General features: G+C 68.8%; 24 protein-coding genes and 1 pseudogene. 15 read left to right on the top strand and 10 right to left on the bottom strand.

Translation table 11 applies throughout. From position 1 onward, the window contains the following. From AC3A6J_RS10525 to AC3A6J_RS10515, 3 genes are read left to right on the top strand one after another with little or no spacing between them, the layout of a single operon-like run. Positions 1 to 495, top strand: a complete 495-nt coding sequence (locus AC3A6J_RS10525) for a GNAT family N-acetyltransferase (protein ID WP_487860053.1) — start codon at positions 1 to 3, stop codon at positions 493 to 495. Between the two features lie 21 nt (positions 496 to 516). Further along, on the top strand, positions 517 to 897 hold the full coding sequence (locus AC3A6J_RS10520) for a TfoX/Sxy family protein (protein ID WP_487859873.1): 381 nt from the start codon (positions 517 to 519) through the stop codon (positions 895 to 897). Further along, on the top strand, positions 894 to 1502 hold the full coding sequence (locus AC3A6J_RS10515; protein WP_487859872.1) for a 3'-5' exonuclease: 609 nt from the start codon (positions 894 to 896) through the stop codon (positions 1500 to 1502). The genes AC3A6J_RS10520 and AC3A6J_RS10515 overlap by 4 nt, the downstream gene beginning before the upstream one ends. Before the next feature lie 28 nt (positions 1503 to 1530). Here the strand turns inward: AC3A6J_RS10515 and AC3A6J_RS10510 are convergent, their stop codons facing one another. Both AC3A6J_RS10510 and AC3A6J_RS10505 read right to left on the bottom strand, forming a co-directional pair. Continuing rightward, entirely contained in the window at positions 1531 to 2259 is a 729-nt protein-coding gene (locus AC3A6J_RS10510; RefSeq protein ID WP_487859871.1) for an alpha/beta fold hydrolase, read from the bottom strand. Between the two features lie 124 nt (positions 2260 to 2383). Then, positions 2384 to 3346 carry an AraC-like ligand-binding domain-containing protein gene (locus AC3A6J_RS10505; protein WP_487859870.1) on the bottom strand — a complete coding sequence of 321 codons (963 nt, stop codon included), beginning with the start codon at positions 3344 to 3346 and terminating at the stop codon, positions 2384 to 2386. Between the two features lie 118 nt (positions 3347 to 3464). Between AC3A6J_RS10505 and gnd the strand changes: the two genes are divergently transcribed. After that, positions 3465 to 4886: a decarboxylating NADP(+)-dependent phosphogluconate dehydrogenase gene (gnd, locus tag AC3A6J_RS10500; RefSeq protein WP_487859869.1), complete on the top strand. Its 1422-nt coding sequence runs from the start codon at positions 3465 to 3467 to the stop codon at positions 4884 to 4886. 61 nt (positions 4887 to 4947) lie between these two features. On the opposite strand, the gene AC3A6J_RS10495 is transcribed toward gnd, so the two are convergent. Further along, positions 4948 to 5454, bottom strand: a complete 507-nt coding sequence (locus AC3A6J_RS10495) for a gluconokinase (protein WP_487859868.1) — start codon at positions 5452 to 5454, stop codon at positions 4948 to 4950. Between the two features lie 104 nt (positions 5455 to 5558). Next, positions 5559 to 6653: a PA0069 family radical SAM protein gene (locus tag AC3A6J_RS10490; RefSeq protein WP_487859867.1), complete on the bottom strand. Its 1095-nt coding sequence runs from the start codon at positions 6651 to 6653 to the stop codon at positions 5559 to 5561. Between the two features lie 114 nt (positions 6654 to 6767). Here AC3A6J_RS10490 and AC3A6J_RS10485 point away from each other — a divergent pair, with 114 nt between their 5' ends. The 4 genes and pseudogenes from AC3A6J_RS10485 to AC3A6J_RS10470 all read left to right on the top strand — a co-directional run. Further along, entirely contained in the window at positions 6768 to 7367 is a 600-nt protein-coding gene (locus tag AC3A6J_RS10485) for a GbsR/MarR family transcriptional regulator (protein WP_487859866.1), read from the top strand. Positions 7368 to 7422: 55 nt separating this feature from the next. Continuing rightward, on the top strand, positions 7423 to 7845 hold the full coding sequence (locus tag AC3A6J_RS10480) for a thiol-disulfide oxidoreductase DCC family protein (RefSeq protein WP_487859865.1): 423 nt from the start codon (positions 7423 to 7425) through the stop codon (positions 7843 to 7845). Positions 7846 to 7860: 15 nt separating this feature from the next. Further along, positions 7861 to 8799: an SAM-dependent methyltransferase gene (locus AC3A6J_RS10475; RefSeq protein ID WP_487859864.1), complete on the top strand. Its 939-nt coding sequence runs from the start codon at positions 7861 to 7863 to the stop codon at positions 8797 to 8799. Further along, positions 8796 to 9338 (top strand): annotated as a pseudogene (locus AC3A6J_RS10470) (DUF4166 domain-containing protein); the annotation flags it as partial. The gene AC3A6J_RS10475 and the pseudogene AC3A6J_RS10470, both read left to right, overlap by 4 nt. Before the next feature lie 44 nt (positions 9339 to 9382). On the opposite strand, the gene AC3A6J_RS10465 reads toward AC3A6J_RS10470, so the two are convergent. Continuing rightward, positions 9383 to 10333 (bottom strand): LysR family transcriptional regulator, encoded by a 951-nt coding sequence (locus AC3A6J_RS10465; protein ID WP_487859863.1) that lies wholly within the window; start codon positions 10331 to 10333, stop codon positions 9383 to 9385. Positions 10334 to 10420: 87 nt separating this feature from the next. Between AC3A6J_RS10465 and add the strand changes: the two genes are divergently transcribed. Together add and AC3A6J_RS10455 are read left to right on the top strand one after the other, a co-directional pair. Further along, positions 10421 to 11527 (top strand): adenosine deaminase, encoded by a 1107-nt coding sequence (add, locus tag AC3A6J_RS10460; RefSeq protein ID WP_487859862.1) that lies wholly within the window; start codon positions 10421 to 10423, stop codon positions 11525 to 11527. Beyond that, positions 11524 to 12480 carry a Bug family tripartite tricarboxylate transporter substrate binding protein gene (locus AC3A6J_RS10455; RefSeq protein WP_487859861.1) on the top strand — a complete coding sequence of 319 codons (957 nt, stop codon included), beginning with the start codon at positions 11524 to 11526 and terminating at the stop codon, positions 12478 to 12480. Before add ends, AC3A6J_RS10455 begins: the two co-directional genes overlap by 4 nt. A 25-nt stretch (positions 12481 to 12505) precedes the next feature. Here AC3A6J_RS10455 and AC3A6J_RS10450 read toward each other — a convergent pair whose 3' ends face one another. Next, positions 12506 to 12946, bottom strand: a complete 441-nt coding sequence (locus tag AC3A6J_RS10450) for a CBS domain-containing protein (RefSeq protein WP_487859860.1) — start codon at positions 12944 to 12946, stop codon at positions 12506 to 12508. Positions 12947 to 13092: 146 nt separating this feature from the next. Between AC3A6J_RS10450 and AC3A6J_RS10445 the strand changes: the two genes are divergently transcribed. Continuing rightward, a complete protein-coding gene (locus tag AC3A6J_RS10445) occupies positions 13093 to 14403 on the top strand; it encodes an O-acetylhomoserine aminocarboxypropyltransferase (protein WP_487859859.1) in 1311 nt (436 codons plus the stop codon). A 1-nt stretch (position 14404) separates the two neighbouring features. Next, positions 14405 to 15220 (top strand): alpha/beta fold hydrolase, encoded by an 816-nt coding sequence (locus tag AC3A6J_RS10440; RefSeq protein WP_487859858.1) that lies wholly within the window; start codon positions 14405 to 14407, stop codon positions 15218 to 15220. Between the two features lie 8 nt (positions 15221 to 15228). On the opposite strand, the gene AC3A6J_RS10435 is transcribed toward AC3A6J_RS10440, so the two are convergent. Beyond that, the gene (locus AC3A6J_RS10435; RefSeq protein ID WP_487859857.1) at positions 15229 to 15612 is read right to left on the bottom strand and encodes a thioredoxin family protein; all 384 of its coding nucleotides are present in this window, start codon (positions 15610 to 15612) and stop codon (positions 15229 to 15231) included. A gap of 74 nt (positions 15613 to 15686) precedes the next feature. Beyond that, positions 15687 to 16898 carry a YihY family inner membrane protein gene (locus tag AC3A6J_RS10430; RefSeq protein ID WP_487859856.1) on the bottom strand — a complete coding sequence of 404 codons (1212 nt, stop codon included), beginning with the start codon at positions 16896 to 16898 and terminating at the stop codon, positions 15687 to 15689. Positions 16899 to 16965: 67 nt separating this feature from the next. Here AC3A6J_RS10430 and AC3A6J_RS10425 point away from each other — a divergent pair, with 67 nt between their 5' ends. Both AC3A6J_RS10425 and AC3A6J_RS10420 read left to right on the top strand, forming a co-directional pair. Continuing rightward, positions 16966 to 17388 carry a DUF2069 domain-containing protein gene (locus AC3A6J_RS10425; protein ID WP_487859855.1) on the top strand — a complete coding sequence of 141 codons (423 nt, stop codon included), beginning with the start codon at positions 16966 to 16968 and terminating at the stop codon, positions 17386 to 17388. Then, positions 17385 to 18827, top strand: coding sequence for an FAD-binding oxidoreductase (locus AC3A6J_RS10420; RefSeq protein WP_487859854.1), 1443 nt, complete (start codon positions 17385 to 17387; stop codon positions 18825 to 18827). The genes AC3A6J_RS10425 and AC3A6J_RS10420 overlap by 4 nt, the downstream gene beginning before the upstream one ends. Before the next feature lie 12 nt (positions 18828 to 18839). Here the strand turns inward: AC3A6J_RS10420 and AC3A6J_RS10415 are convergent, their stop codons facing one another. Beyond that, a complete protein-coding gene (locus tag AC3A6J_RS10415; RefSeq protein ID WP_487859853.1) occupies positions 18840 to 20567 on the bottom strand; it encodes an N-acyl-D-amino-acid deacylase family protein in 1728 nt (575 codons plus the stop codon). A gap of 17 nt (positions 20568 to 20584) precedes the next feature. Beyond that, positions 20585 to 21589 carry a Bug family tripartite tricarboxylate transporter substrate binding protein gene (locus AC3A6J_RS10410; protein ID WP_487859852.1) on the bottom strand — a complete coding sequence of 335 codons (1005 nt, stop codon included), beginning with the start codon at positions 21587 to 21589 and terminating at the stop codon, positions 20585 to 20587. Positions 21590 to 21737: 148 nt separating this feature from the next. Between AC3A6J_RS10410 and AC3A6J_RS10405 the strand changes: the two genes are divergently transcribed. After that, entirely contained in the window at positions 21738 to 22808 is a 1071-nt protein-coding gene (locus tag AC3A6J_RS10405; RefSeq protein WP_487859851.1) for a LacI family DNA-binding transcriptional regulator, read from the top strand. Positions 22809 to 22825: the final 17 nt, after the last annotated feature.

Raw genomic sequence — 22825 nt, 5'->3', positions numbered from 1 at the left:
ATGTCGGCCGCGCAGATCCCCGCCTTCCGCCTGCGCTCCCGCGACGGCAACGCCGAGGAGAGCCTGGCACTGGCCGGCATCTGGCGCCGCGCCTGGATCGCGGCGCATCGCAATACCAGCGTCGTCGAACCCATCACGCACTGGCTGCGGCGCGTGCAGGCCGAGTTCATTGCGCCGGCCGACGTGGTGCTGGCGGAGCGCGAAGGCCAGGTGCTCGCGTTCATGGTACTGCTGGGGCGGCGCAGCTACGTGGCGCAGCTCTTCGTCGAGCCCCACCTGCGCAACCAGGGCCTCGGGCAGGCGTTGCTCGACGAGGCCGGTGTGCGCATGCCGCTCGGCTGGAAGCTCCATGTGGCCGTCGGCAACACGGCGGCGCAGCGCTTCTACGAACGCTACGGCCTGGTGCGCGGCGCGGTCGACCACCATCCCGCGAGCGGACGCGAACGGGTCGCCTACCATTGGCATCCGCCGGGGCCGGCCAAGCGCCACGGCTGAGATCCCTTCATTCATCCTTTCATGAGCGCCTTCGTCGAGAGCCTGCACGAGACCTTCGAACGCATCGGCCGCATCGAGACGCGCCGCATGTTCGGCGGCCATGGCGTCTGGCACGACGGCCGCATGATCGCGCTGGTGTTCAAGGACACGCTCTACCTCAAGTGCGACGCCGAAAGCGCTGCGCATTTCGACCGGCTCGACCTGCCGCCCTTCACCTACGAACGCCAAGGCAAGGCAATGCCCATGTCGTACCGCCAGGCCCCGGCCGAGCTGTTCGAAGATCGCGAGGAAGCCGCGGTCTGGGGCCGCCGCGCCTACGAAGCCGCCCTGCGCTCGGGCCACGCGCCCAAGCCCGCCAAGAAAACCGCACCCGCCAGGAAAAAGAAAGCGCCCGCCCGTTGAACCACGACCCCGCCCTACTCCCGCCGCTGCCCGAGCGCGAACAGATCGCGCTGCTGGCGCCCTTCGAAGGGCTGGACCTCCCGCGCATCGTGGTGGTCGCGACGCGGGAAGACGCCGAGCGCGCCGCGGTGGCGTTGCTCGGCGCGCGCGTGGTCGGCTTCGACACCGAGTCGAAGCCGACCTTCGCGAAGAACGAGGTTTCGGGCGGTCCGCACGTGGTGCAGTTCGCCACGCCCACGGCCGCCTGGCTGTTCCAGCTCCATCGCACCGAATGCAACGACGTGCTCGCGGCGCTGGTCGCCTCGACCGCGCTGCAGAAGGTCGGCTTCGGCCTGTCGAGCGACCTTTCGCTGCTGCGCCGGCGGCTCGCGGTGGAGCCGCAGGCGGTGGTCGACATCGACCACGAGTTCCGCCGCCGCGCCTACCGCAAGTCGGTGGGCGTGAAGACCGCCGTCGCGCTGGTCTTCAACCAGCGCTTCATCAAGTCGCGCAAAGCCACCACCTCGAACTGGGCCAACCGGCAGCTCTCGCCGGCGCAGATCCGCTACGCGGCCAACGATGCCTATGCGTCGATCCGCGTGTACGACGCGCTGTTCAACCGCTGAGCGGCGCAGCGGCGAGTGGCCGCCAGCGCTAGTCGCGCCCCGCCTCCAGGATGGCCTGCGCCAGCCGCTTCGGGTTCGAGAAGAACATCTCGTGGCTGCCCGGGCATTCCACCAGCCTGAACAAGCCAAGCCGCTCCGACAGACGCGGATGCCATGGCAGGCTGTGCGGCATGGCCGTGTCCTGCAGGCAATTGACGTAGGACTTGCCGAGCGGCAATGCCGCCAGCGGTTGGGAAAGCCGGATCTTGTCGGTGAAGGTTCGGTAGGGGTGCGGGTTCAACCGCTCGTAGCTGGCCTGCGCGAGCGGCAGGTCGGCATCGTTGATGAAGGCTTCGCGCCAGACCTCGAATGGCAGGGTCACCGCATTGCCGTTGGCGCCGGCAATGGCATCGAACATCGCGATGTAGTGCGGCGGCACCATGTCGTTGAGCGATTCCCCGTCGAGCGGCACGAAGGCGTTGACGTACACCAGCCGCTTCAGTCGCTGCGCGATGCGGTCCGCCACACCCGAAATCACCATGCCGCCATAGCTGTGGCCCACAAGACGGACATCGCCCAGGTCCTTCTCCTCGATGAAGCGGACAGCCGATTCGATGGCATCCTCGAGGCCGATGCGCGAGCGGTCGTCGTCGGCGCGGTTGCCCGCGAGCGTGGGGCAATGCACCCCGTGGCCGGCCTCGCGCAGGCTGCCGGCCACGGCTTCCATTTCGGCGCCGGTGTGCCAGGCGCCGTGTACCAGAACATAGGTGTCCGACATATGCATGTCTCCTTCTTGGTCGTGATGAAGACGACTTTAGGCAACATGCGGCCGCCCGGATGGCCGCTCGCCGACAGGCGAATGGCCGATGCCTGCCGGGCGCCTGCTGGATGCGGCCTCTGTCTCAGCGGTGGCGCCGCAAGGCGCCTGGTGTGGCGCCGAAATGCCGGCGGCACTGGCGCACGAAGTGCGATGCGTCGGTGAATCCGACGCGGAAGCCGATCTCGGCAATGCCGAGCCGGTCGAAACGCGCATCGCACAGCATGCGTCGCGCAACCTCCATGCGAAAACTGGCGAGCGCGGTGGCGAAGGTGGTCGCGCCGCCGGCCAGGCAGCGGTGGAGGCTGCGCTCCGAAATGCCGAGCCCGCACGCCACCTTGGCGGCAGTCAGCCCCGGCTCGGCGTGGCGCTCGCGCGTGGCATCGAGCACACGCCGCCGCAGCGCGGCACGCTCGCCCTCGCACGTTGCCGAAGCCGGGTCGGCGCCTGCCGCAAGTGCGAGCAGCCCACCGAGCTGGTCGGTCAGCAAGGCTGCTGGCAACGGAGGCCTCAGCACGGCCTGCGGCGACAGCTGCTGCACGAAACCGCTCAGCACGCGACCCCAGCCCGACTGCCCGTCGATGCGCCGCACCTGATGGTCGCTTGCGCGAGGCAGCCATGACTCGACCCACGCCGTCGGCAGTTCGAGCGACAGCGTGTCGGCGCACTGCAGGAAATGAAACTCGTAGCACCGGCGCGAGTCGACGAGCACAAGATCGGCCGGCAGCAGGCGCGCCGTGCGGCCGTCCTGTGCGGCGACCCAGGGCGAATCGGTCTTGCACAGCAGGTAGTAGTAGTTGCTGCGGCTGTGGGCGATGGCGCGCCGGGTGCGGTACACGTCTTGTGCAGAACCGCGGACCCGGTTCACGCCGATCGCGCCCAGTGGCGCCGACTCGAGCGTGGCGCTGAAGCTGCCCGCGAGCGAACTGGTCACGTCCATCTCGAGGAAACCCTCGCAGACCGCGCCGACCCAGTAGTCGAGCCGCTGCGACGGCGGCGCGGCGTCGGTCGACCAGGTACGGACGGCGGGCGGGCTGTTTGCGTTCATGGCACCAACATACCCACGCCTCGGGCGCTTGCCAAGCGGGTATAGACGGCCTTCATGGCAGCGTGCCGGCACGCCCGGCACAATGCCCGTCACATCGACCGCACACGAAAGAAGGGCCATGAACGACAAGAAAAGCGATTTCGGACTGATCGGCCTGGCCGTGATGGGCCAGAACCTGGTGCTGAACGTGGAAAGCCGCGGCTTCCAGGTCAGCGTCTACAACCGCACCGAAGCCACCACCGAGGCCTTCGTCGCCGCTCACCCCGGCAAGAAGCTGGTGGGAGCGAAGACGCTCGAGGACTTCGTGCAGAGCCTGGCGCGGCCGCGCAAGGTCCAGATCATGGTCAAGGCCGGCGCGCCGGTCGACCAGGTGATCGAGCAGCTGATCCCGCTGCTCGACAAGGACGACATCGTGATCGACGGCGGCAACAGCCTCTACAGCGACACCGAGCGCCGCGACGCCTGGCTCGCCGGCGAGGGCCTGCGCTTCATCGGCGCAGGCGTCTCGGGCGGCGAGGAAGGCGCGCGCAAGGGTCCATCGATCATGCCGGGCGGCCCGCTCTCTACGTGGGAGGTGATGAAGCCGATCTTCGAGAGCATTGCCGCCAAGGTGGACGGCGAGCCCTGCGTGATCCACATCGGCCCGGGCGGCGCGGGCCACTACGTGAAGATGGTGCACAACGGCATCGAGTACGGCGACATGCAGCTGATCTGCGAGGCCTACAGCCTGTTCAAGGCAGCGGGCTTCACGACCGACGAGATGGCCGCCGTCTTCAGCGAGTGGAACGAGGGCGAGCTGCAGAGCTACCTGATCCAGATCACCGCGAAGGCGCTCGAGCAGAAAGACCCGGAGACCGGCCAGCCGGTGGTCGACGTCATCCTCGACAAGGCCGGCCAGAAGGGCACGGGGCAATGGACGCTCATCAACGCCGCGGAGAACGCGGTGGTCATTAGCACCATCAACGCCGCTGTCGAGGCGCGCGTGCTCTCGTCGCAGAAGCAGGCGCGTGTGGCGGCGAGCAAGCTGCTGCAGGGCCCGAAGGCGGAACTGTCGATCGACAAGAAGGCGCTGGTGGCCAAGGTGCACGATGCGCTCTATGCCTCGAAGGTGATCAGCTACACGCAGGGCTTCGACCTCATGAAGACCATGGGCGAGAAGAAGGACTGGAAGCTCGACCTCGGCCGCATCGCCGCGATCTGGCGCGGCGGCTGCATCATCCGCGCGCGCTTCCTGAACCACATCACCGACGCCTACCGCGGCGACCCCGCGCTCGGCAACCTGATGCTCGATCCGTTCTTCAAGGACCTGCTGAACCGCACGCAGCAGAACTGGCGCGAGGTGGTGGCGCTCGCGGTGAGCCACGGCATTCCAGTGCCGGCGTTCAGCGCCTCGCTGGCGTACTACGACAGCTACCGCACCGAGCGCCTGAGCGCAAACCTGCTGCAGGCGCAGCGCGACTTCTTCGGCGCGCACACCTACGAGCGCGTGGACAAGCCCGCGGGCGAGTTCTTCCACACGCAGTGGCCGGAAGTGATCTGACGACCCGGCCTCGTTGACCCGGCCTCATTGAACCGGCCGCATTGAACCGGCCGGGTGCGTCTCAGCCGCGCTCGGCCGACAGCGCGCACCTGACCTGCGCCACCAGTTCCTCCACGGGCGTGGTCGCATCGACCGTGATCACCCCGTCCTCGCCCACCGGCGATTCGAGTGTTTCGAACTGGCTGGCCACCAGGCTCGCGGGAAAGATGTGCGCGCCGGCGCGCGACGCGACGCGGCGCTCGCTCTCCGCGCGGTCGATCTCCATGAAGACGAACTTCAGATCGGGCACGGCCGCGCGCAATTGGTCGCGGTAGGCGCGCTTGAGCGCCGAACTGGCCAGCACCGCACCGCGCGGCTCGGCGGCGAGGGCTTGGCCCAGCGCGTCGAGCCAGCCGGCCCGGTCGGCGTCGGTCAGCGCAATGCCCTTGCTCATCTTTTCATGGTTCTCGGGGGGATGGTGGTCGTCCCCTTCGATCATCGGCAGCGACAGCGCGCTGGACAGCGCTTCGCCGAGCGTCGATTTGCCGCAGCCGGAAACACCCATCACCACCAGCCAGATTCCATCCATGCGCAACTACTCCCTGTGGTCGGTTCGCGAAGGCCCACGCCCCTTGTTTACGAATCTACCTTGATTTGGAGGCCCCCTCCCATGCAAGCCCATGGGGACTGACCCTAGAACAACAGCCCCTGCCCCGCCGCGCCCGGCGGCCGGAAGGCGTCCAGGTCGAGGGCGATGCGCTCGCGGTTGAAGCCGATGCGGCGCGTTGCCTTCTCGAAGCGCTGGTGGATCAGGTCGGCCCAGAGCCCGCTGCCTTTCATGCGCGTGGCGAAGTCGGCGTCGTAGTCCTTGCCGCCGCGCATCTCGTGGATGCGCGCCATGATGCGCTGCGCGCGCTGCGGGTAGTGCAGTTCGAGCCATTCCTTGAACAGCGGAGCCACTTCCCACGGCAGCCGGATCACCGTGTAGAACGCGCTGCGCGCACCCGCCTCCCAGGCAGCCTCGAGCACCTGCTCCATGTCCTCGTTCACGAACGGGATCTGCGGGGCCACGCTCACGCCCACCGGCACGCCGGCTTCGGCCAAGGTGCGGATGGTGCGCAGCCGCCGGTGCGGCGCGGCGGCGCGCGGCTCGAGTTTGCGGGCCAGATCGCCGTCGAGCGTGGTCACGGTGATGTAGACAGCGGCCAGCCGCTGGGCGGCCATCGGCGCGATCAAGTCGAGGTCGCGCTCCACCGTGCTCGATTTGGTGACCAGCGCGAACGGGTGCCGCGTCTCCTGCAGCAGCTCGAGCACCGCGCGCGTGAGCCGCAGCTCGCGTTCGATCGGCTGGTAGCAGTCGGTCGCGGTGCCGATCGCGATGTGGCTGGGCCGGTAGCCCTTGCGCCCGAGCTCACCGCGCAGCACCTCGACGATGTTGCGCTTGGCAATGAGCCGGGTCTCGAAGTCGAGCCCCGGCGACAGGTTGAGATAGCTGTGCGTGGGCCGCGCGAAGCAGTAGATGCAGCCGTGCTCGCAGCCGCGGTAGGGGTTGAGCGAGCGGTCGAACGAGATGTCGGGCGATTCGTTCTGGTTGAGCACCGATTTCACGTCTTCGAGGCGCACTTCGGTCGCGAGCGGCGCCAGGCCGTCGGACTCAGCCGCCTCGTCGGCGAGCGTGCCCCAGCCGTCGTCGAAGTCGTTGCGCTCGTCACGCGAGAAGCGGTGCGCCAGGCGCGTGGCCGCACCGCGGCCCTTGATGGCATGGATCGGGATGAGAGCGGCTGGCATGGCGACCTCTTGGCTGAAAACTGTATGTTTATACAGTTATTTTTGCTCCTGCACCATCCCACAGAATATGATTTCTGTATTGACAGAAATTTCAAGAACATTAGACTTTCACGCATGCAACTCACCGACATCCAGCGCAAGTTCGTTCTCCACTGGGGCGAAATGGGGTCGATGTGGGGCGTCAACCGCACGGTGTCGCAGATCCACGCCCTGCTATTCGCCTATGGCAAGCCGGTACACGCCGAGGAAATTTCCGAGACGCTTGGCGTGGCACGCTCCAACGTGAGCAACAGCCTGAAGGAACTGCAGGCCTGGAACCTCGTGCGCGTCACGCATGTGCTGGGCGACCGGCGCGACTATTTCGAGACCAGCGTCGATGTCTGGGAGCTGTTCCGTACCGTGGTGCGCGAGCGCAAGGAGCGCGAGTTCGATCCCACGGTCCGCGTGCTGCGCGAGCTCGTCGCGAGCCCCGACTTCCAGAACGAACCGGCCGACGCGCAGGACCGCATCCGCTCGACCCTCGACCTGATGAGCAAGCTCGCCACCTGGGCCGACGAGATGCTGCGGCTGTCGCCCGGCACGCTCGACAAGGTACTGAGCCTGGGCGCGAGCGTGCAGAAGTTCGTGCGCGGGGACGCGGCCCCGCCGGCGTCGGCCAGCCAGGGCAATGCCGGCGACGCCGATCCGAACCATGCCGGCCTGCCGATGATCTGAGCGGTGTTTTTTTGTCCATTCATTTCTGTTTTGACAGAAATATCGGAAACACAATATGTCGTCCACCCTCGCCTTCCCGCTGACCGTCTACTACGACGCCAGCTGCCCGCTCTGCGCCGCCGAGATGAAGACCATGGCATCCCGGGACGCAGCGGCGCGCCTGCACCTCGTCGATTGCTCGCACGCAGATTTCCATGGCGGACCCGCGCCACGCCAGGCGCTCATGACGGCGCTTCATGCGGTGGACGCCGAGGGCCGACTTCATGTCGGCGTGGCGGCCATCCGCGCCTGCCGCAAGGCCGTGGGCCTGCCGGCCGGAGGCTTCCTGCTCGACCTGCCGCCGGTGGCGCGACTGGCAGACCGCGCCTACGCCGCGCTTGCGCGCCACCGCCATCGCCTCCCGCGCCCGCTCGTGGCGCTGCTGACGCGCCCGCACACGCGCGGCGGCACCTGTGCCGACGGCAACTGCCGACTGTAGAAAGAGAGAGCCCCGATGCCCAGCATCTTCCAGCCCGACTTCCACTTGCCCGCCACGCCTGGGGCCGCAACGGTCACAAAGGCCGATACGCAGGACTACTTCACCGAAGTGGCCGACGACTACCGCGCATGGAGTCCGAGCTACAACATGCACTTCGGGTTCTGGCGGCTCGGCCTGAACCCGTTCCGGCGCGAAGCGATGCTGGTGGAAATGAACCGGGTCGTCGGCCGTGCGCTCGGGCTCGGCGAGGCCGAGGCGCAGGCGCCGCGCCGCTGCGTGGTCGACCTGGGCTGCGGCGCCGGCGCCACCACGCGCACGCTCCTCGCCGATCATCCCGCGCTCTGCGCCGTCACGGTCACCAACGTGGCGGTGCAGAACCGCATCGCCGCACGGCTCGATGCCGCGGTCGGGGTGGCCGACCGGGTAGCGCACCTCGAGGCCGACTACACGCGCACCGGCCTGCCCGGCGCGCAGGCCGACGGCGCCTGGGCCGTGGAAAGCGCCTGCTACGCCAGCGGAGCCGCCAAGGCGGATTTCGTGCGCGAGGCGGCGCGCCTGCTCAAGCCCGGCGCCCGGCTCGCCGTGGTCGACGGCTTCCTGCTGCGGCCGCGGCCGGGCCGCGTGGCCGGCTGGCTCCACCGCCTGTGGGCCGACAGCTGGGCCGTTCCGACGCTCGCGGTGCGCGACGATTTCGTTGCCGCGCTGCGCACGCACGGCTTCCACGACATCGAGGTGCGTTCGCTGCGCTGGCGCGTGGCGCCGAGCGCGCTGCACATTCCGCTGCTCGCCACGCGCTTCGCGCTGGTCGAACTCTGGAAGGCACGCGGCCGGCTCGGCCCGTGGCGCCGCAAGCACATCGTCGCCAGCTACTGCGCACTCGCGCTGGGCGTGTTCTGGCGCGACTTCGACTACTGCATGGTCACGGCCACGCGCAGCGGCCCGGCGGCGGCATGACGGACCGCCGCCCGGTTTTCCAGCAGGCGCTCGGCGTGCAGTGGGAGCGCCTCGGCGAGGTGATCCGCAGGCACTACACGATGGCGCCGTTCTCGGCCGACCACGTGTGCGTGCGCGGCACCATGGACGAAGTGCACCATGCGCCATGGGCGCGCGTGCTGCTGATGCCCTTCGGCCGATTGTTCGGCGCGCTGGTGCCCTACACCGGCGCCAACGTGCCGATCGACGTGCACTACCGCTGCCGGCCCGACAGCGCCCTGCTGTACTGGGACCGCGTCTTCGGCTTCGAAGGCCGCGCGCCCTTCCACTTCCGCTCGCACATGGCGCTCGGGCGCCGGCACGGCGAGGTGATCGAATACGTGCGCTTCGGCATCGGCATGCGCCTGGCGGTGAGCGCCGAGGACGGCGCGCTGGTGTTCCGCGACCGCGGCTACGTCTGGCGCATCGGCGGGCTGCATCTGCCGCTGCCGCTCGGCCTCCTGATGGGCACTGCCTATGTCGAGGAGCGGCCCGATCCGCAGGACCCCGAGGCGTTCGGCATGAAGATGGTGCTGCGCCACCGCTGGTTCGGCGACGTGTTCCGCTACAGTGGCCGTTTCCGGCTGCCCGCGCGCGCACCCGGCGAGCCGGCGCCACGGGGCAGCCGCTCGCCCAGCCAGGCGATCAGTTCCTGCGCCGCCACGTTGCGCATCGGCCCCGGCAGGTAGGCCAGCACCACGCGGCGTTCGATGCGCGGCTGCGTGAGCCGCACCACGGCCAGCTCGGGATCGCGCAGCGACGAGGTGTAGAGCTGCGGCATCAGGCCCAGCGCATGGCCACTGCGCACCAGCGCATAGAGCGTTTCGGAATAGCTCACGCGGTAGGGCTCCGCGCCCTGCGCGAACTGCGCCCGCGCCGGAATGCCGAGCGCCGGCATGCTGCCGCTTTCGAACATCACGAGCCGCTCGCCGCCAATCGCCTCCCAGCGCGTGCGCGCGGCGGCCGCGAGCGGATGGTCGCGGCGCACCACCAGCACCAGCGGATCGCGGAACAGGTCCACGCAGACCAGCCCGCCGGGCGGCTCGGTGATGGCCGCCACCGCCATGTCGAGCTGGCCGCCGCGCAGTTCGGCCAGCAAGGTGGTCGAGGGCGCATCGCGCCAGGCGATCTCGAGCGCGTGGCCGCCGCGCGCGAGAAACTCGCTGGCCGCGGCCGTCACGCGCGCGCTGGCCGACGGGATCACGCCCACGCGCACGAAGGCGCGGCCGCGCTGCACGGTGCTTTCGATGTCGCGCAATGCGACCTCGACCGTGTTGACGAGGAAATCGGTGCGCGCGAGCACTTCGGCGCCCACGGCCGTGAGCTCCAGCCGATGCGTGGAACGCGTCAGCAGTTCGGCGCCGAGCAGCTTCTCCATCTGCTTGATCGCGTTGCTCAATGCGGGCTGCGTGATGGCGAGCCGGCGCGCCGCGCGGCCGAAATGCCCTTCCTGCACCAGCACCGAAAAGAACTGGAGCTGTCGCAGCGTGAGTGCGCGCAGTGGCGAGGCGGCCATGGGTTTTCCTTGGTCCATCGATTGGATGAATCAAATTATAGAAATTCAAAATTTTGCTTATGGGCCTGCGCTGCCTAGACTGGCCGCATGAACGACCCCGCCGCGCCGCCCCTCACGCTCGAATCGATGCTGCGCGAGATGCCAAAGGTCGAGCTGCACTGCCACCTGTTCGGCACCGTGCGGCACCAGACCTTCAGGCAGCTCAACCAGCGTGCCGGCGCCCCGCTCGCCGACGAGGAGATCGAAGGCTTCTACACACGCGGCGAAAAGCCCGTCGGCGTGCTGCGCGTGCTGCGCGCGCTCGATGCGCAGCTGGTGCGCAGCCCCGGCGATCTCTACCAGCTCACGCACGAGTACCTGGAGGATGCGGCAGCCCACAACGTGCGCTATGCCGAGTTCTCCTGGAACCCGACCGGCACCGTGCACGCATCGGGCATCGCTTACGCCCACGCGCAGGGTGCGATCGTGCGCGCGATCCACGACGCCGAGCAGGCGTTCGGCATCACGGGCCGTCTCATCGCTGCGATCGACCGCGAGGCGAGCCCCGAGGCCGCCGTCGAGATGGTCGAGTGGCTCAAGGCCCACCGCTGCGACGAAGTGGTCGGCATCGGCATCGACTACCGCGAGGTCGACCGGCCGCCCGAATTGTTTGCGCGCGCCTACGCCGAGGCTCGGCACGCGGGGCTCAGGACCACGGCGCATGCGGGCGAGTTCGGCATGCCGTGGACCAACGTGCGCACCGCGCTCGACCTGCTGCAGGTCGACCGCATCGACCATGGCTACACGGTGGTCGACCAGCCCGATTTCGCGCGGGAGTGCGCCGAGCGCGGCGTGCTCTTCACCGTGGTGCCGACCAATTCCTACTACCTGCGCACGCTGCCGCCGGCGCGCTGGGCGCTCGACCATCCGATCCGCCGGATGCCCGGACTGGGCTTGCGCATCCATCCCAACACCGACGATCCGACGCTGCACAAGGTCACGCCCACACAGGCCTGGCTCATGATGGTGCGCGACTTCGGCTTCGGCCTGGACGACCTGCGCAGCTTCATGCACAACGGGCTCGACGGCGCATGGATCGACGACACCCAGCGCCGCGCCTGGCGCACCGAGTGGAGCGCCGCTTTCGACGCGCTGCGCGCCCGCCTTCTCGCAGAAACGCCGCCCTCCGACCCACCGCAACGAGCCACGCCATGAACACCTCCCGCCGCCTCCTTCTTCTCGCCACCGCACTGGGTTCGGTGCTTCCCGCCGCTGCCCTCGCGCAGGCGGCCTGGCCCGCTGCCCGGCCGATCACGCTGGTCGTGCCCTTCACCGCGGGCGGCAGCGTGGACGTCAACGCGCGCCTTGTCGCCACGCGGCTGGCCGAACGGCTCAAGCAGTCGGTGGTCATCGAGAACGTGGCGGGTGCGGGCGGCGCGATCGGCGTGGCCAAGGCCGTCAATGCGGCACCCGACGGCTACACGCTCGTGGTCGGCCCCGACAGCGCGATCGCGATCGGGCGGCTGGTCAATCCCGCGGCATTCAAGTTCGATCCGCTCAAGGACCTGGCGCCGGTCGGCATGCTCAACACCGCGCCCATGGTGCTGGTGGCGCGCCCGGGCCTCGAGGCCCGCAGCTACGCCGACTTCGTGAAGCTCGCCAAGGCGAAGCCGGGCACCTACAACTACGCCACCTCGGGCGTGGGCACGGTGCTGCAGCTCGCGATGGAACTTCTCAAGCAGAAGAGCGGCATCTTCGTGACCCATGTGCCCTACCGCGGCGGCGCGCAGATCGCCACCGACGTGATCGGCAACCAGGTCGACCTCGCGATGCTCGTCAGCACCAGCGCGATACCGCATGTGAACGGCAAGCGCCTGCAGGCGCTGGGCATCACCGGCAGCCAGCGCCTCGCCGCGTTGCCCGACGTGCCGACCTTCGCCGAGATGCCGGGCCTCCAGGGCTACGACATGGTGAGCTGGACCGGGATCTTCGCGCCGGCCAAAACGCCGCCCGCGGTGGTGGCGCGCCTGAACCAGGAACTGAACGCGGTGCTCGCCGAGCAGGGCGCCCTGCCCGGCAGCGGCACGCCCGAGCAGTTCGGCCAGTTCGTCCAGGCCGAATACGCGCGCAACCAGAAGATCGTGCAGTCGGCCAACATCAAGGAATGAGCAGCCGGCCGGCCCGCGGGCCGGCCTACTGTTCTTCGGGCCAGTCGCGGATGTAGGCTTTGAGCATCTTGTTCTCGAAGTTCTGCGCGTCGACCACCGCCTTGGCGACGTCGTAGAAGCTGATCACGCCCATCAGCATGCGCTTGTCCATCACGGGCATGTAGCGCGCATGGCGCTCGAGCATGATGCGGCGGATCTCGTCGAGTTCGGTCTCGAGCGTGCAGGTCACGGGCGCATCGTCCATCGCCCTTCGCACCAGCGTGCCGCCGACCTGGCCGCCGTTGGCGACGATCGCGGTGATCACTTCGCGGAAGGTGAGCATGCCGACCAGGTCGCCGTGTTCCATGACCACGAGGGAGCCGATGTCCTTTTCCGCCATGGTCTTGACTGCTTCGGCCAGCAGGTCGTCAGGCGTGATGGTGAAGAGCGTGTTGCCCTTGACGCGAAGGATGTCGCTGACTTTCATCGTGTGCTCCTCTCTCTCGGAAATCTGTCTCGGCGGCGTGCCGATTTGAATATAGCCCACAATCGGCGGCGACCCCGTCACGCCCATGACGCGCACGCATGTTTGCAGACGTCGCGGGCCTTGCGAATGAACCCAGAAAGGCCTCCATGCCCGGCTATTCCGACCCCGGCTTCGACACCCTGGCGCTGCACGCCGGCGCCGCCCCCGACCCCGCCACCGGCGCACGGGCGGTGCCGATCCATCTGAGCACCTCCTTCGTCTTCGAGTCGAGCGACCATGCGGCGGCGCTCTTCAACCTCGAGCGCGCGGGGCATGTCTACTCGCGCATCAGCAACCCGACCAACGCGGTGTTCGAGCAGCGTGTCGCCGCGCTCGAGGGCGGCATCGGGGCGATCGCCACAGCCAGCGGGCAGGCCGCCCTGCACCTCTCGGTGGCCACGTTGATGGGCGCTGGCTCGCACATCGTCGCAAGCACCGCGCTCTACGGCGGGTCGCAGAACCTGCTGCACTACACAATGCGGCGCTTCGGCATCGAGACCACCTTCGTCAAGCCCGGCGACTTCGACGGCTGGCGCGCCGCGGTGCGGCCCGAAACCAAGCTCTTCTTCGGCGAGACCGTGGGCAACCCGGGTCTCGACGTGCTCGACATTCCCGCGGTGAGCGAGATCGCGCATGCCGCCCGCGTGCCGCTGCTGGTCGACTCCACGCTCACCTCGCCGTACCTGATCAAGCCCTTCGACTGGGGTGCCGACCTGGTCTACCACTCGGCCACCAAGTTCCTGTCGGGCCACGGCACGGTGATCGGCGGCGTGGTGGTCGACGGCGGCAGCTTCGACTGGGAAGCCTCGGGCAAGTTCGCCGAGTTGACCGAGGCCTACGACGGCTTCCACAACATGGTGTTCAGCGAGGAAAGCACTGTCGGCGCCTTCCTGCTGCGCGCGCGGCGCGAGGGACTGCGCGACTTCGGCGCCTCGATGAGCCCGCACACGGCGTGGCTGATACTGCAGGGCATCGAGACCCTGCCGCTGCGCATGGAGCGCCACATCGACAACACGCAGAAGGTGGTCGAGTTCCTCGCGAGCCACCCCTTCGTCTCACGCGTGGGCCATCCGCTGATCGAGACGCACCCGAGCCACGCGCTCGCGCAGAAGCTGCTGCGCCACGGCGCGCGCGGCGCCGGCGCGGTGTTCAGCTTCGACATCCGGGGTTCGCGCGCACAAGGCAAGGCCTTCATCGAATCGCTCAAGCTCTTCAGCCACCTGGCCAACGTGGGCGACTGCCGCAGCCTGGTGATCCATCCCGCGAGCACCACCCACTTCCGCATGAGCGACGAAGCGCTCGCGGGCGCCGGCATCTCGCAGGGGACGATCCGGCTGTCGATCGGGCTCGAAGACCCGATCGACCTGATCGACGACCTGAAGCGCGCGCTCAAGGCGGCAGAAAAGGCGGGGGCCTGACATGGACTTCAGCGTCAACGGCCATCGCACCTACTGCTACACCGGCGGCAAGGCCTTCGATGCCGCCAAGCCCACCGTGGCCTTCATCCACGGCGTGCTCAACGACCACAGCGTGTGGATCCTGCAGAGCCGCTGGTTCGCCAACCACGGCTGGAACGTGCTCGCGCTCGACCTGCCGGGCCACTGCAAGAGCGAAGGGCCGCCGCCCGCGAGCGTGGAAGATGCGGCGCAGTTCGTGCTCGCGCTGCTCGATGCGGCCGGCGTGCCCAAGGCCGCGCTGGTCGGCCACAGCTTCGGTTCGCTGATCGCGCTCGAAGCCGCCGCACGCGCGCCCGAGCGTGTCACCCACCTGGCGCTGGTGGGCACCGCCTACCCCATGGTGGTGTCGCCCGCGCTGCTCGACGGCTCGCTGACCGATCCGCAGCGCGCGATCGCGATGGTCAACACCTTCTCGCACTCGCTGCTCGCGCCGCCGCCTTCCTCGCTCGGCCCGGGCACCTGGCTGCATGGCAGCTCGCGTGCACTGATGCGGCGCGTGCTCGCGAGCAACCGCGACGCGAACGTGTTCCATGTGGGCTTCAAGGCCTGCAACGACTACGCCAATGGCGAGGCCGCGATCGAGAAGGTGCAGTGCCCCGTGCTGTTCCTGCTCGGCGACGCCGACCAGATGACGCCGCCGCGTGCCACCAAGGCACTGGTGGGCAAGGCGCGGCAGGCCAGGGTGGTGACCGTGCATGCGGGCCACGCGCTGATGAGCGAGGCGCCCGACGCGGTGCTGTTCGCGCTGCACGACTTCGTCGGCGCACCGGCGCACTGACCTCGGCCTCAGACCGCGAACTCGGCCGGCCGCTTCTCGAGCACCGCCAGCAACAGGTCGACGTCGAGGCTCGAAGGCTGCGGCGCCTGCAGCGCGCCGAGCATGCGCGACAGCGTTTCGGCATGCGGCAGCAGCGGGCCGAGAAAACGCGTGCCGTCGGCGCCTGCGATCAGCAGCGTGGGGAAGGTCTCGACGTCGAAGGCATCGGCCAGTTCGGCATGGTCCTCGATGTCGACCCAGGCGAAGCGGAACTGCGGATGCGCGCGCGCCACCTGCGCCATCAGCGGCCGGTAGTCGCGGCAGGTGCCGCACCACTCGGCGCACAGGCAGACGACCCAGGGCGTGCCGCTGGCTGGCGCGGCGGATTCGGCGGCGGCGGGAAGAGCGCTCAAGGCAGTTTCGGGTGGCAAGTGAAGGGAAGGCCCTGGCTATTATGGACAAAGCGCCCTCCACGCGCAGTGCCGCCCTAGACCAGCAGCACGTCGCCCAGCCGAAGCGAGCGCAGCGGCCCTTTCTGCCACAGGTCTTCGAGCGGCTCGGCGCGCGGCATCAGCAGTTCGCGCAGCAGCGGTTCGAGCGGGGTCGACGGATCGGCCAGCAGCACGTAGCGCGGGTCGTCGGTGTCGCTCTCCTCGGCGAGCGGCGCGATCCAGTCGAGCGCCACCAGGGTCTCGAGCACCGGCACCAGTTGCAGCGCATCGACCCGCATCCGCCGCACGAGCTCGCTCGCGCCCATGCCCTTGGCCGGCATGGCGCGCGCGCGCGCCAGGTGCTGCAGCGCCTCGAGCGCGAGTTGCAGCGGCCACCCCGCACGGCCGCCGCGCCGCGCCACGCCGGTCAAAAGGCTCGGCAGGTAGGCCGCGATCACCGCGCCCAGCAGCACGATCACCCAGGCGACGTAGATCCACACCAGCAGGATCGGCACCGTGGCAAATGCCCCGTAGAGCACCGAATAGGTCGGCACCAGGCTCAGGTAGTAGCCGAGCACGCGCTTGGCGATCTCGATCGCGGCCGCCACGAAGATGCCGCCGGCCCAGGCGTGCGACCAGCGCACGTGCGTGTTGGGCACGTAGTGGTAGAGCGAGGCCATGCCCGCGGCCAGCAGCACGAACTCGAAGGTGTCGAAGAGCAGCTTGACGACGCCACCGCCCACCACGTCCCGCGAAACGGCGAACACGTACGACGTGGTCGAGAGGCTCACGGCCAGGATCAGCGGGCCGAGCGTGATGGCGGCCCAGTAGATCAGCACGCGCTGCGCGAACGGCCGCGGCGAGCGCACGCGCCAGATGTTGTTGAGCGTGCGGTCGATCGTGAGGATCAACGCGATCGCAGTGATCAGCAGCACCGCCAGGCCCGCGATGCCCAGCCCGCTGGCCTTGCTCGCGAACTGGTTCAGGTAGCCCAGAACCTGACGCGCGATGTCCTCGGGAATCAGGCTCTGGACGAACCAGCGCTGCAGCCGACCCTGCAGTTCGGCGAACATCGGGAACACGGTGAACAGCGCCAGCGCCACCGTGAAGAAGGGCACCATCGCGATGGTGGTGGTGAAGGTGAGGCTGCTCGCGGTGAGGCCGAGCCGGTCTTCGCGAAAGCGCTCGCCGAGCACCGCGGCGGTGTTGCGCCACGGAAAGCGCGAAAGATCCCTCCAGAGCTGGCGACGGTTCATGGCCGGTATCATAAGAACCGAGCCTTTTTCGCTCCTTTTCGCTCCTTCCCGAAGCCGATCCCGCGGTGCCCTCCCGTCCATGAAATCCCCTCCGCCGCAACATCATCCCGCGCCCTCGGTTGCCGCCACGCGCTGGCTCGCCGTCGGCAGCGTCGTCGGCCTGATCGTGCTGGGCCTGGCCTGGGAGCTGTGGCTCGCGCCGCTGCGGCCCGGCGGTTCGCTGCTGGCGCTGAAGGTGCTGCCGCTGGTGATCCCGCTCGCGGGCCTGTGGAAGAACCGCATGTACACCTACCGCTGGGTCAGCCTGATGATCTGGCTCTATTTCACCGAGGGCGTGGTGCGCGCCTGGAGCGACACCAATGGCGTCGGGCAGGTGCTCGCGCTGGTCGAGGTGCTGCTGTGCCTCATGCTCTTCACCGCCTGCGCGCTGCACGTGCGCCTGCGCCTTCGGCATGCCAAGGCCGCCGCGGCGGCCCGCCCCCTGGAAGCTTCCGCACCATGACTTCTTTCTCTTCTCCTTCCGACACCGCACTGCTCGACCGTCTGCGCGCCATCGTCGGCGCGGCCCATGTGCTCCACGAGGGCGACCTCGCCGCCTATGAGCAGGACTGGCGCAAGCGCGCGCGCGGCAAGTCGCTGGCCGTGGTGCGGCCGGCCGATGCCGCGCAGGTGGCCGAGGTGGTCAAGGCCTGCGCCGCGGCCGGCACCGCGATCGTGCCGCAGGGCGGCAACACCGGGCTGGCCGTGGGTTCGATCCCCGACGAGAGCGGCACCCAGGTGGTTCTGAGCCTGCAGCGGCTCAACGCCATCCGCACGATCGATGCGGCCAACCTCACGATGACCGTGGAAGCCGGTTGCATCCTGCAGACGCTGCAGGAGGCCGCCGAGAAAGAAGGCTTCCTGTTCCCGCTGAGCCTGGCGGCCGAGGGCAGCTGCACCATCGGCGGCAACCTCGCCACCAACGCGGGCGGCACGCAGGTGGTGCGCTACGGCAACACGCGCGAGCTCTGCCTCGGCCTCGAGGTGGTCACCGCGCAGGGCGAGATCTGGCACGGCACCAGCGGCCTGCGCAAGGACAACACCGGCTACGACCTGCGCGACCTGGTGATCGGCAGCGAAGGCACGCTGGGCATCATCACCGCCGCGACCATGAAGCTCTATCCGCTCCCCGCCGCACAGCTCACGGCCTGGGCCGCGGTGCCTTCGCTCGACCATGCGGTCACGCTGCTGGGCCTCGCGCACAAGCACCTGGGCGCGGGCCTCACGGGCTTCGAGGTCATGGGCCGCTTTGCGCTGAGCCTGGTCGACAAGCACATGCCGCAATTGCGCGTGCCCTTCATCGACGACGAAGCGGTGCCGTACTGCGTTCTGCTCGAGAACTCCGACAACGAATCCGAAGACCATGCGCGCGCGCGCTTCGAGGCGCTGCTCGAAACCGCCTTCGAGGACGGCTGCGTGACCGATGCGGTGGTGGCCGAGAACCTCACGCAGGCGCACCAGCTCTGGCACATCCGTGAGAGCATCCCGCTCGCGCAGGCCGAGGAAGGCCTGAACATCAAGCACGACATCTCGATCCCGGTGTCGCGCATTCCGGCCTTCGTGGCCGAGACCGACGCGCTGCTCGCGCGCGAGATCGCGGGCGTGCGCCTCGTCAACTTCGGCCACCTCGGCGACGGCAACCTGCACTACAACGTGCAGGCGCCCGAGAACATCGACACCCGCGCCTTCCTCCAGGACGAGGAAGCGCGCATCAACACGCTGGTGTACGACGCCGTCGAGCAATTCGGCGGCTCGTTCTCGGCCGAGCACGGCGTGGGCTCGCTCAAGGTCGAAAAGCTCGAGAAGCACAAGTCGCCGGTGGCGCTCGAGATGATGCGGGCGATCAAGCGCGGGCTCGACCCGAAGAACATCCTGAACCCGGGGCGGGTGATCCGCGTCTAGCCGGTCGGCAATCTAGCCGGCGCGGCGCTGCGGCCCGCGCATCAGCCTGCCGGGCAATGCCCCGGTGGGCTTGCCGTCTTCCATGATCGTCTCGCCGGCCTTGAGCGTCGCCCGGTAGCCCTCGGCGGTCTGCACCAGGCGCCGGCCGCCGGCCGGCAGGTCGAAAGCCACGTAGGGCGGCGGGATGCGCAGCCGCTCGAAATCGATGATGTTGACGTCGGCCAGGTAGCCAGGCTGCAGCAGCCCGCGGTCTTCGAGGCCGTAGATGCGCGCCGTGTCGCGGGTCTGGCGCTGCACCATCAGCTCGAGCGGCAGCGTGGGACCGCGGCGGCGGTCGCGCGCCCAGTGCGTGAGCATGTAGGTCGGCATGCTCACGTCGCAGATGTAGCCGCAGTGCGCCCCGCCATCGGCAAGGCTCATCATCGTGCGCGGATGCTGCAGCTCCTCGTGCAGCTGGCGCAGGTCGTTGTAGGCGTAGTTGAAGCTCGGAAAGTAGACAATGCCCTTGCCATCGAGGTCCATCAGCATGTCGTAGGCCACCTCGAGCGGCGTGCGGCCGTCGCGCTCGGCGATGGCGGCGATGCTGTTTTCCTGCGGCGGCTCGTAGTCGGGCTCTGCCCCCAGCGCATACATCTTGTGGAAGCTCTGCGTCAGGTAGGCGGTGCGGGTGTCGTACTGCGCCGAACCCATGAGCGCCGCCATGTCGGTGAGCTGCGCGCGCACCTGCGGATCGCGCAGCCGCGCCAGCTTCTCGGGCCATGGCAGCGGCGCGATCTGCTGCCACAGCGGGTGCGTCATGAACGGGTGCGTCGAGCCGAGCCAGGCCATCAGGATGCCGGCCGGCCGGCCCGCCACGGCGCCGTAGAGCGGCACGTTGTCCTGGTGCGTTTCGTCGAGTGCCGCGAGCAGCCGCTTCCACGTGTCGGGCGTCTGGTCGGTCTGCACCAGCGCAAAGGCCACGGGCAGGTTGTTGTCGCGCGCGAGCTGCGCCATCCACGGCAGCTCGGCCTCCATCTGGTAGTGGTTCGACGTCATCTGGAACACGCCGTGCCCGACCTCGCCCAGCACCCGCCCGATGCCGAGGATCTCGTCGGGCGACGCGAAGGTACCCGGCGGGTACTTGCGGCCCTGGTACTTGTGGATGATGGTGCGGCTGGTCGAGAAGCCGAGCGCGCCGGCGCGCATGCCTTCGCGCACCAACTGCACCATGGCCTGGATGTCGGCCGGCGTGGCCTCGTCGTGCGTGATGCCGCGCTCGCCCATCACGTAGGTGCGCAGTGCCGAATGCGGGATCTGCGCCCCCACGTCGAGCGCGCGCGGCATGCGCTCCAGCGCATCCAGGTATTCCGGAAAACTCTCCCACTGCCAGTCGATGCCTTCGGCGAGCACGGTGCCGGGAATGTCCTCCACGCCCTCCATCACGCTGATGAGCCAGTCGCGCTTGTCGGCATGCACCGGCGCGAAGCCGACGCCGCAGTTGCCCATGACGACGCTGGTCACGCCGTGGTCGGTCGAGGGGCTGAGGTACGGGTCCCAGGTCACCTGACCGTCGTAGTGCGTGTGCACGTCGACCCAGCCCGGGGTGACGATGGCGCCTTGCGCATCGATCTCGCGCCGGCCCGCGCCGAGCTTGCCGCCGACTTCGGCGATGCGGCCATCGGTGATGCCGATATCGCCCGTGAATCGGGGCTGGCCGCTGCCGTCGACGACGGTGCCGCCGCGAATGAGGGTGTCGAACATGTCTCGCTTCCTTCTCTTCAATCCAGTTTGATGCCGGCGGCCTTGATGACCTCGCCCCAGCGCTCGCTGTCGTTCTTCACGATGGCCGCGAAGGCCGGGCCCGACGCGCCGGAGGGCTCATTGCCCTGCGTCTCGATCAGCTTGAGCATCTCCGGCGAGCGCGCGATCTTCGCGAGCACGTCGCCGAGCTTCCGGGCCACGGCCGGGTCCATGCCGCCCGGGCCGAAGATGCCCTGCCAGCCCACGATGTCGAGGCCCGCCACGCCTTGTTCGGCGATGGTCGGCATCTCGGGCAGCACCGGCACGCGCATGGGTGTCGCCGTGCCGAGCCCCTTGGCCTTGCCCGCCTTGATCAGCTGCACCGCCGTGGCCGTGCCGTCGAAGTACAGCTGCACCTCGCCTGCCACGAGTGCGCGCGAGGCATCGGCCGTTCCCTTGTAGGGCACGTGGGTCATCTTGGTGCCGCTGCGCATCTGCAGCAGCTCGCCATTCAGGTGCGAGGTCGAGCCCTGCGAGAACGAAGCGTAGTTGAGCTTGCCCGGGTTGGCCCTGGCGTAGGCGACCAGTTCCTGCACGTTGTTGAAGGGCGCATCGGGCGGGGCGATCAGCACCGTGGCCGACTTGACCATCTGCGCGAGCGGCGTGAAGTCCTTCACCGGGTCGTAGGGCAGCTTCTTGTAGAGGTGCGGGTTCTGCGTGTGCGTGATGACGATGGTGTAGAGCAGCGTGTGGCCGTCGGCCGGCGCGCGCGCCACTTCCTGTGCACCGATGAACGTGCCCGCGCCCGGCTTGTTGTCGACGATGACGCTGGCGCCGCCGAGTTCGTCGGTCATGAGCTTGGCGATGACGCGCGCGGTCGCATCCGAGCCGGAACCCGCAGGAAAAGGCACCACGATACGGATCGGCTTTCCGGCCACCGGCCAGGTTGCCGGCTGGGCCACGGCGGCAGGTGCAGCCATCAGCATCAACGCCGCGGCGGCAGGAACGAACAGGGAGCGGCAATAGCGCGCAATCAGCTTCATGGCATGTCTCCAGTGGGGTGGACGGCGCTTATGCAAGCGCTTGCACAAAGCATAGGTCGAGTTCACAAATGCAAGCTATCGGGTTAGTACCAACCGGATGCATGCGGTTGCAGCGCCGTTAAGATCGTTCGCTCGACCTGCCGCAACCATGACCCCGCCCACTCGCCGCCTCTCGCCTTCGCCCAGCGGCCCCACGCCGCCACCCGCCGGCGCACGTGCGGCCTCGCTGGCCGATGTGGCCAGGCTCGCTGGCGTCTCCACCGGCACCGTCTCACGCACGCTGAGCCGGCCGGACATGATCAGCGAGGCCACGCGGCTGCGCGTGACCGAGGCGGTCGAACGGCTCGGCTACGTGGCCAATGGCGCCGCCCGCGCGCTCGCGATGCGCCGCACCATGACGGTCGGCGCCATCGTGCCGCGCTTCGGGAGCTCGTCGTTTCCGGCGCTGGTGCAGGCGCTCGAGGCCACGCTGGCGGCCGAGGGCTATACCTTGCTGTTGTCCGCGCCGGACCCCCGCCCTGCGTACGAGACGAGCATCCTGCGCGCCCTGCTCGAGCGCGGCGTCGACGCCGTGGCCCTGCTCGGCGCCGAACAGCCGCCGCAAGTGCTTGCCATGCTCGCCGCACACCGCACGCCGTTCGTCACCATGTGGGCGCCGCCGGACGACACGGGCCACAGCGTGGGCTTTGACGAGTACGCCGCGGCGTCGCTGGTGGTCGACCACCTGGCGGCGCTCGGCCACCGCCGCCTCGGCTACATCGGCGGGCGCACTGCCGACAGCGAGCGCGCGCGGCGGCGGCTGCGCGACCTGGGCCTTGCGATCTCCAAGCGCGGCTTGACCTTGTGCGAGGACGCACTCGCCGAGACGGAACACGGCTTCCAGGAAGGCTTCGATGCCATGAACGCCATCGCCCGGCGCCAACCGCCCGTGACCGCCATCGTCTGCGGCAGCGACTACCTGGCCGCCGGTGCGCTCGCCGCGCTCGACCAGGCCGGCATCGAGGTGCCGCGCCGGCTGTCGATCGCGAGCTTCAACGACAACGACTTCGCGCCCTTCGTGCATCCGCCGCTGACCACCGTGCGGCTGCCGATCCGCGAGATCGGCGAACGATCGGGCCGCTACCTGCTCGCGCAGCTGCAAGGCATTCCCGCCCCCGCTGCAGCCCCCCTGCCGGTAACACTGGTCACCCGTGCGAGCACCGGCGCGGCGCCGGGCTGAAGCGAGCCCCCTCGCCC

It is taken from the genome of Variovorax sp. Soil_C_39, from assembly GCF_057656815.1.
The sequence above is the reverse complement of the archived record's forward strand: the minus strand, read 5'-3'. Positions and strand labels throughout refer to the sequence as shown.

Excerpts from the sequence above, each read along its gene's own strand:
- AC3A6J_RS10525 (WP_487860053.1), top strand. The coding sequence starts at position 1 with ATGTCGGCCGCGCAGATCCCCGCCTTCCGCCTGCGCTCCCGCGACGGC.
- AC3A6J_RS10520 (WP_487859873.1), top strand. The coding sequence starts at position 517 with ATGAGCGCCTTCGTCGAGAGCCTGCACGAGACCTTCGAACGCATCGGC.
- AC3A6J_RS10510 (WP_487859871.1), bottom strand. The coding sequence starts at position 2,259 with ATGTCGGACACCTATGTTCTGGTACACGGCGCCTGGCACACCGGCGCC.
- AC3A6J_RS10505 (WP_487859870.1), bottom strand. The coding sequence starts at position 3,346 with ATGAACGCAAACAGCCCGCCCGCCGTCCGTACCTGGTCGACCGACGCC.
- gnd (WP_487859869.1), top strand. The coding sequence starts at position 3,465 with ATGAACGACAAGAAAAGCGATTTCGGACTGATCGGCCTGGCCGTGATG.
- AC3A6J_RS10495 (WP_487859868.1), bottom strand. The coding sequence starts at position 5,454 with ATGGATGGAATCTGGCTGGTGGTGATGGGTGTTTCCGGCTGCGGCAAA.
- AC3A6J_RS10490 (WP_487859867.1), bottom strand. The coding sequence starts at position 6,653 with ATGCCAGCCGCTCTCATCCCGATCCATGCCATCAAGGGCCGCGGTGCG.
- AC3A6J_RS10485 (WP_487859866.1), top strand. The coding sequence starts at position 6,768 with ATGCAACTCACCGACATCCAGCGCAAGTTCGTTCTCCACTGGGGCGAA.
- AC3A6J_RS10480 (WP_487859865.1), top strand. The coding sequence starts at position 7,423 with ATGTCGTCCACCCTCGCCTTCCCGCTGACCGTCTACTACGACGCCAGC.
- AC3A6J_RS10475 (WP_487859864.1), top strand. The coding sequence starts at position 7,861 with ATGCCCAGCATCTTCCAGCCCGACTTCCACTTGCCCGCCACGCCTGGG.
- AC3A6J_RS10465 (WP_487859863.1), bottom strand. The coding sequence starts at position 10,333 with ATGGCCGCCTCGCCACTGCGCGCACTCACGCTGCGACAGCTCCAGTTC.
- add (WP_487859862.1), top strand. The coding sequence starts at position 10,421 with ATGAACGACCCCGCCGCGCCGCCCCTCACGCTCGAATCGATGCTGCGC.
- AC3A6J_RS10455 (WP_487859861.1), top strand. The coding sequence starts at position 11,524 with ATGAACACCTCCCGCCGCCTCCTTCTTCTCGCCACCGCACTGGGTTCG.
- AC3A6J_RS10450 (WP_487859860.1), bottom strand. The coding sequence starts at position 12,946 with ATGAAAGTCAGCGACATCCTTCGCGTCAAGGGCAACACGCTCTTCACC.
- AC3A6J_RS10445 (WP_487859859.1), top strand. The coding sequence starts at position 13,093 with ATGCCCGGCTATTCCGACCCCGGCTTCGACACCCTGGCGCTGCACGCC.
- AC3A6J_RS10440 (WP_487859858.1), top strand. The coding sequence starts at position 14,405 with ATGGACTTCAGCGTCAACGGCCATCGCACCTACTGCTACACCGGCGGC.
- AC3A6J_RS10430 (WP_487859856.1), bottom strand. The coding sequence starts at position 16,898 with ATGATACCGGCCATGAACCGTCGCCAGCTCTGGAGGGATCTTTCGCGC.
- AC3A6J_RS10425 (WP_487859855.1), top strand. The coding sequence starts at position 16,966 with ATGAAATCCCCTCCGCCGCAACATCATCCCGCGCCCTCGGTTGCCGCC.
- AC3A6J_RS10420 (WP_487859854.1), top strand. The coding sequence starts at position 17,385 with ATGACTTCTTTCTCTTCTCCTTCCGACACCGCACTGCTCGACCGTCTG.
- AC3A6J_RS10415 (WP_487859853.1), bottom strand. The coding sequence starts at position 20,567 with ATGTTCGACACCCTCATTCGCGGCGGCACCGTCGTCGACGGCAGCGGC.
- AC3A6J_RS10410 (WP_487859852.1), bottom strand. The coding sequence starts at position 21,589 with ATGAAGCTGATTGCGCGCTATTGCCGCTCCCTGTTCGTTCCTGCCGCC.
- AC3A6J_RS10405 (WP_487859851.1), top strand. The coding sequence starts at position 21,738 with ATGACCCCGCCCACTCGCCGCCTCTCGCCTTCGCCCAGCGGCCCCACG.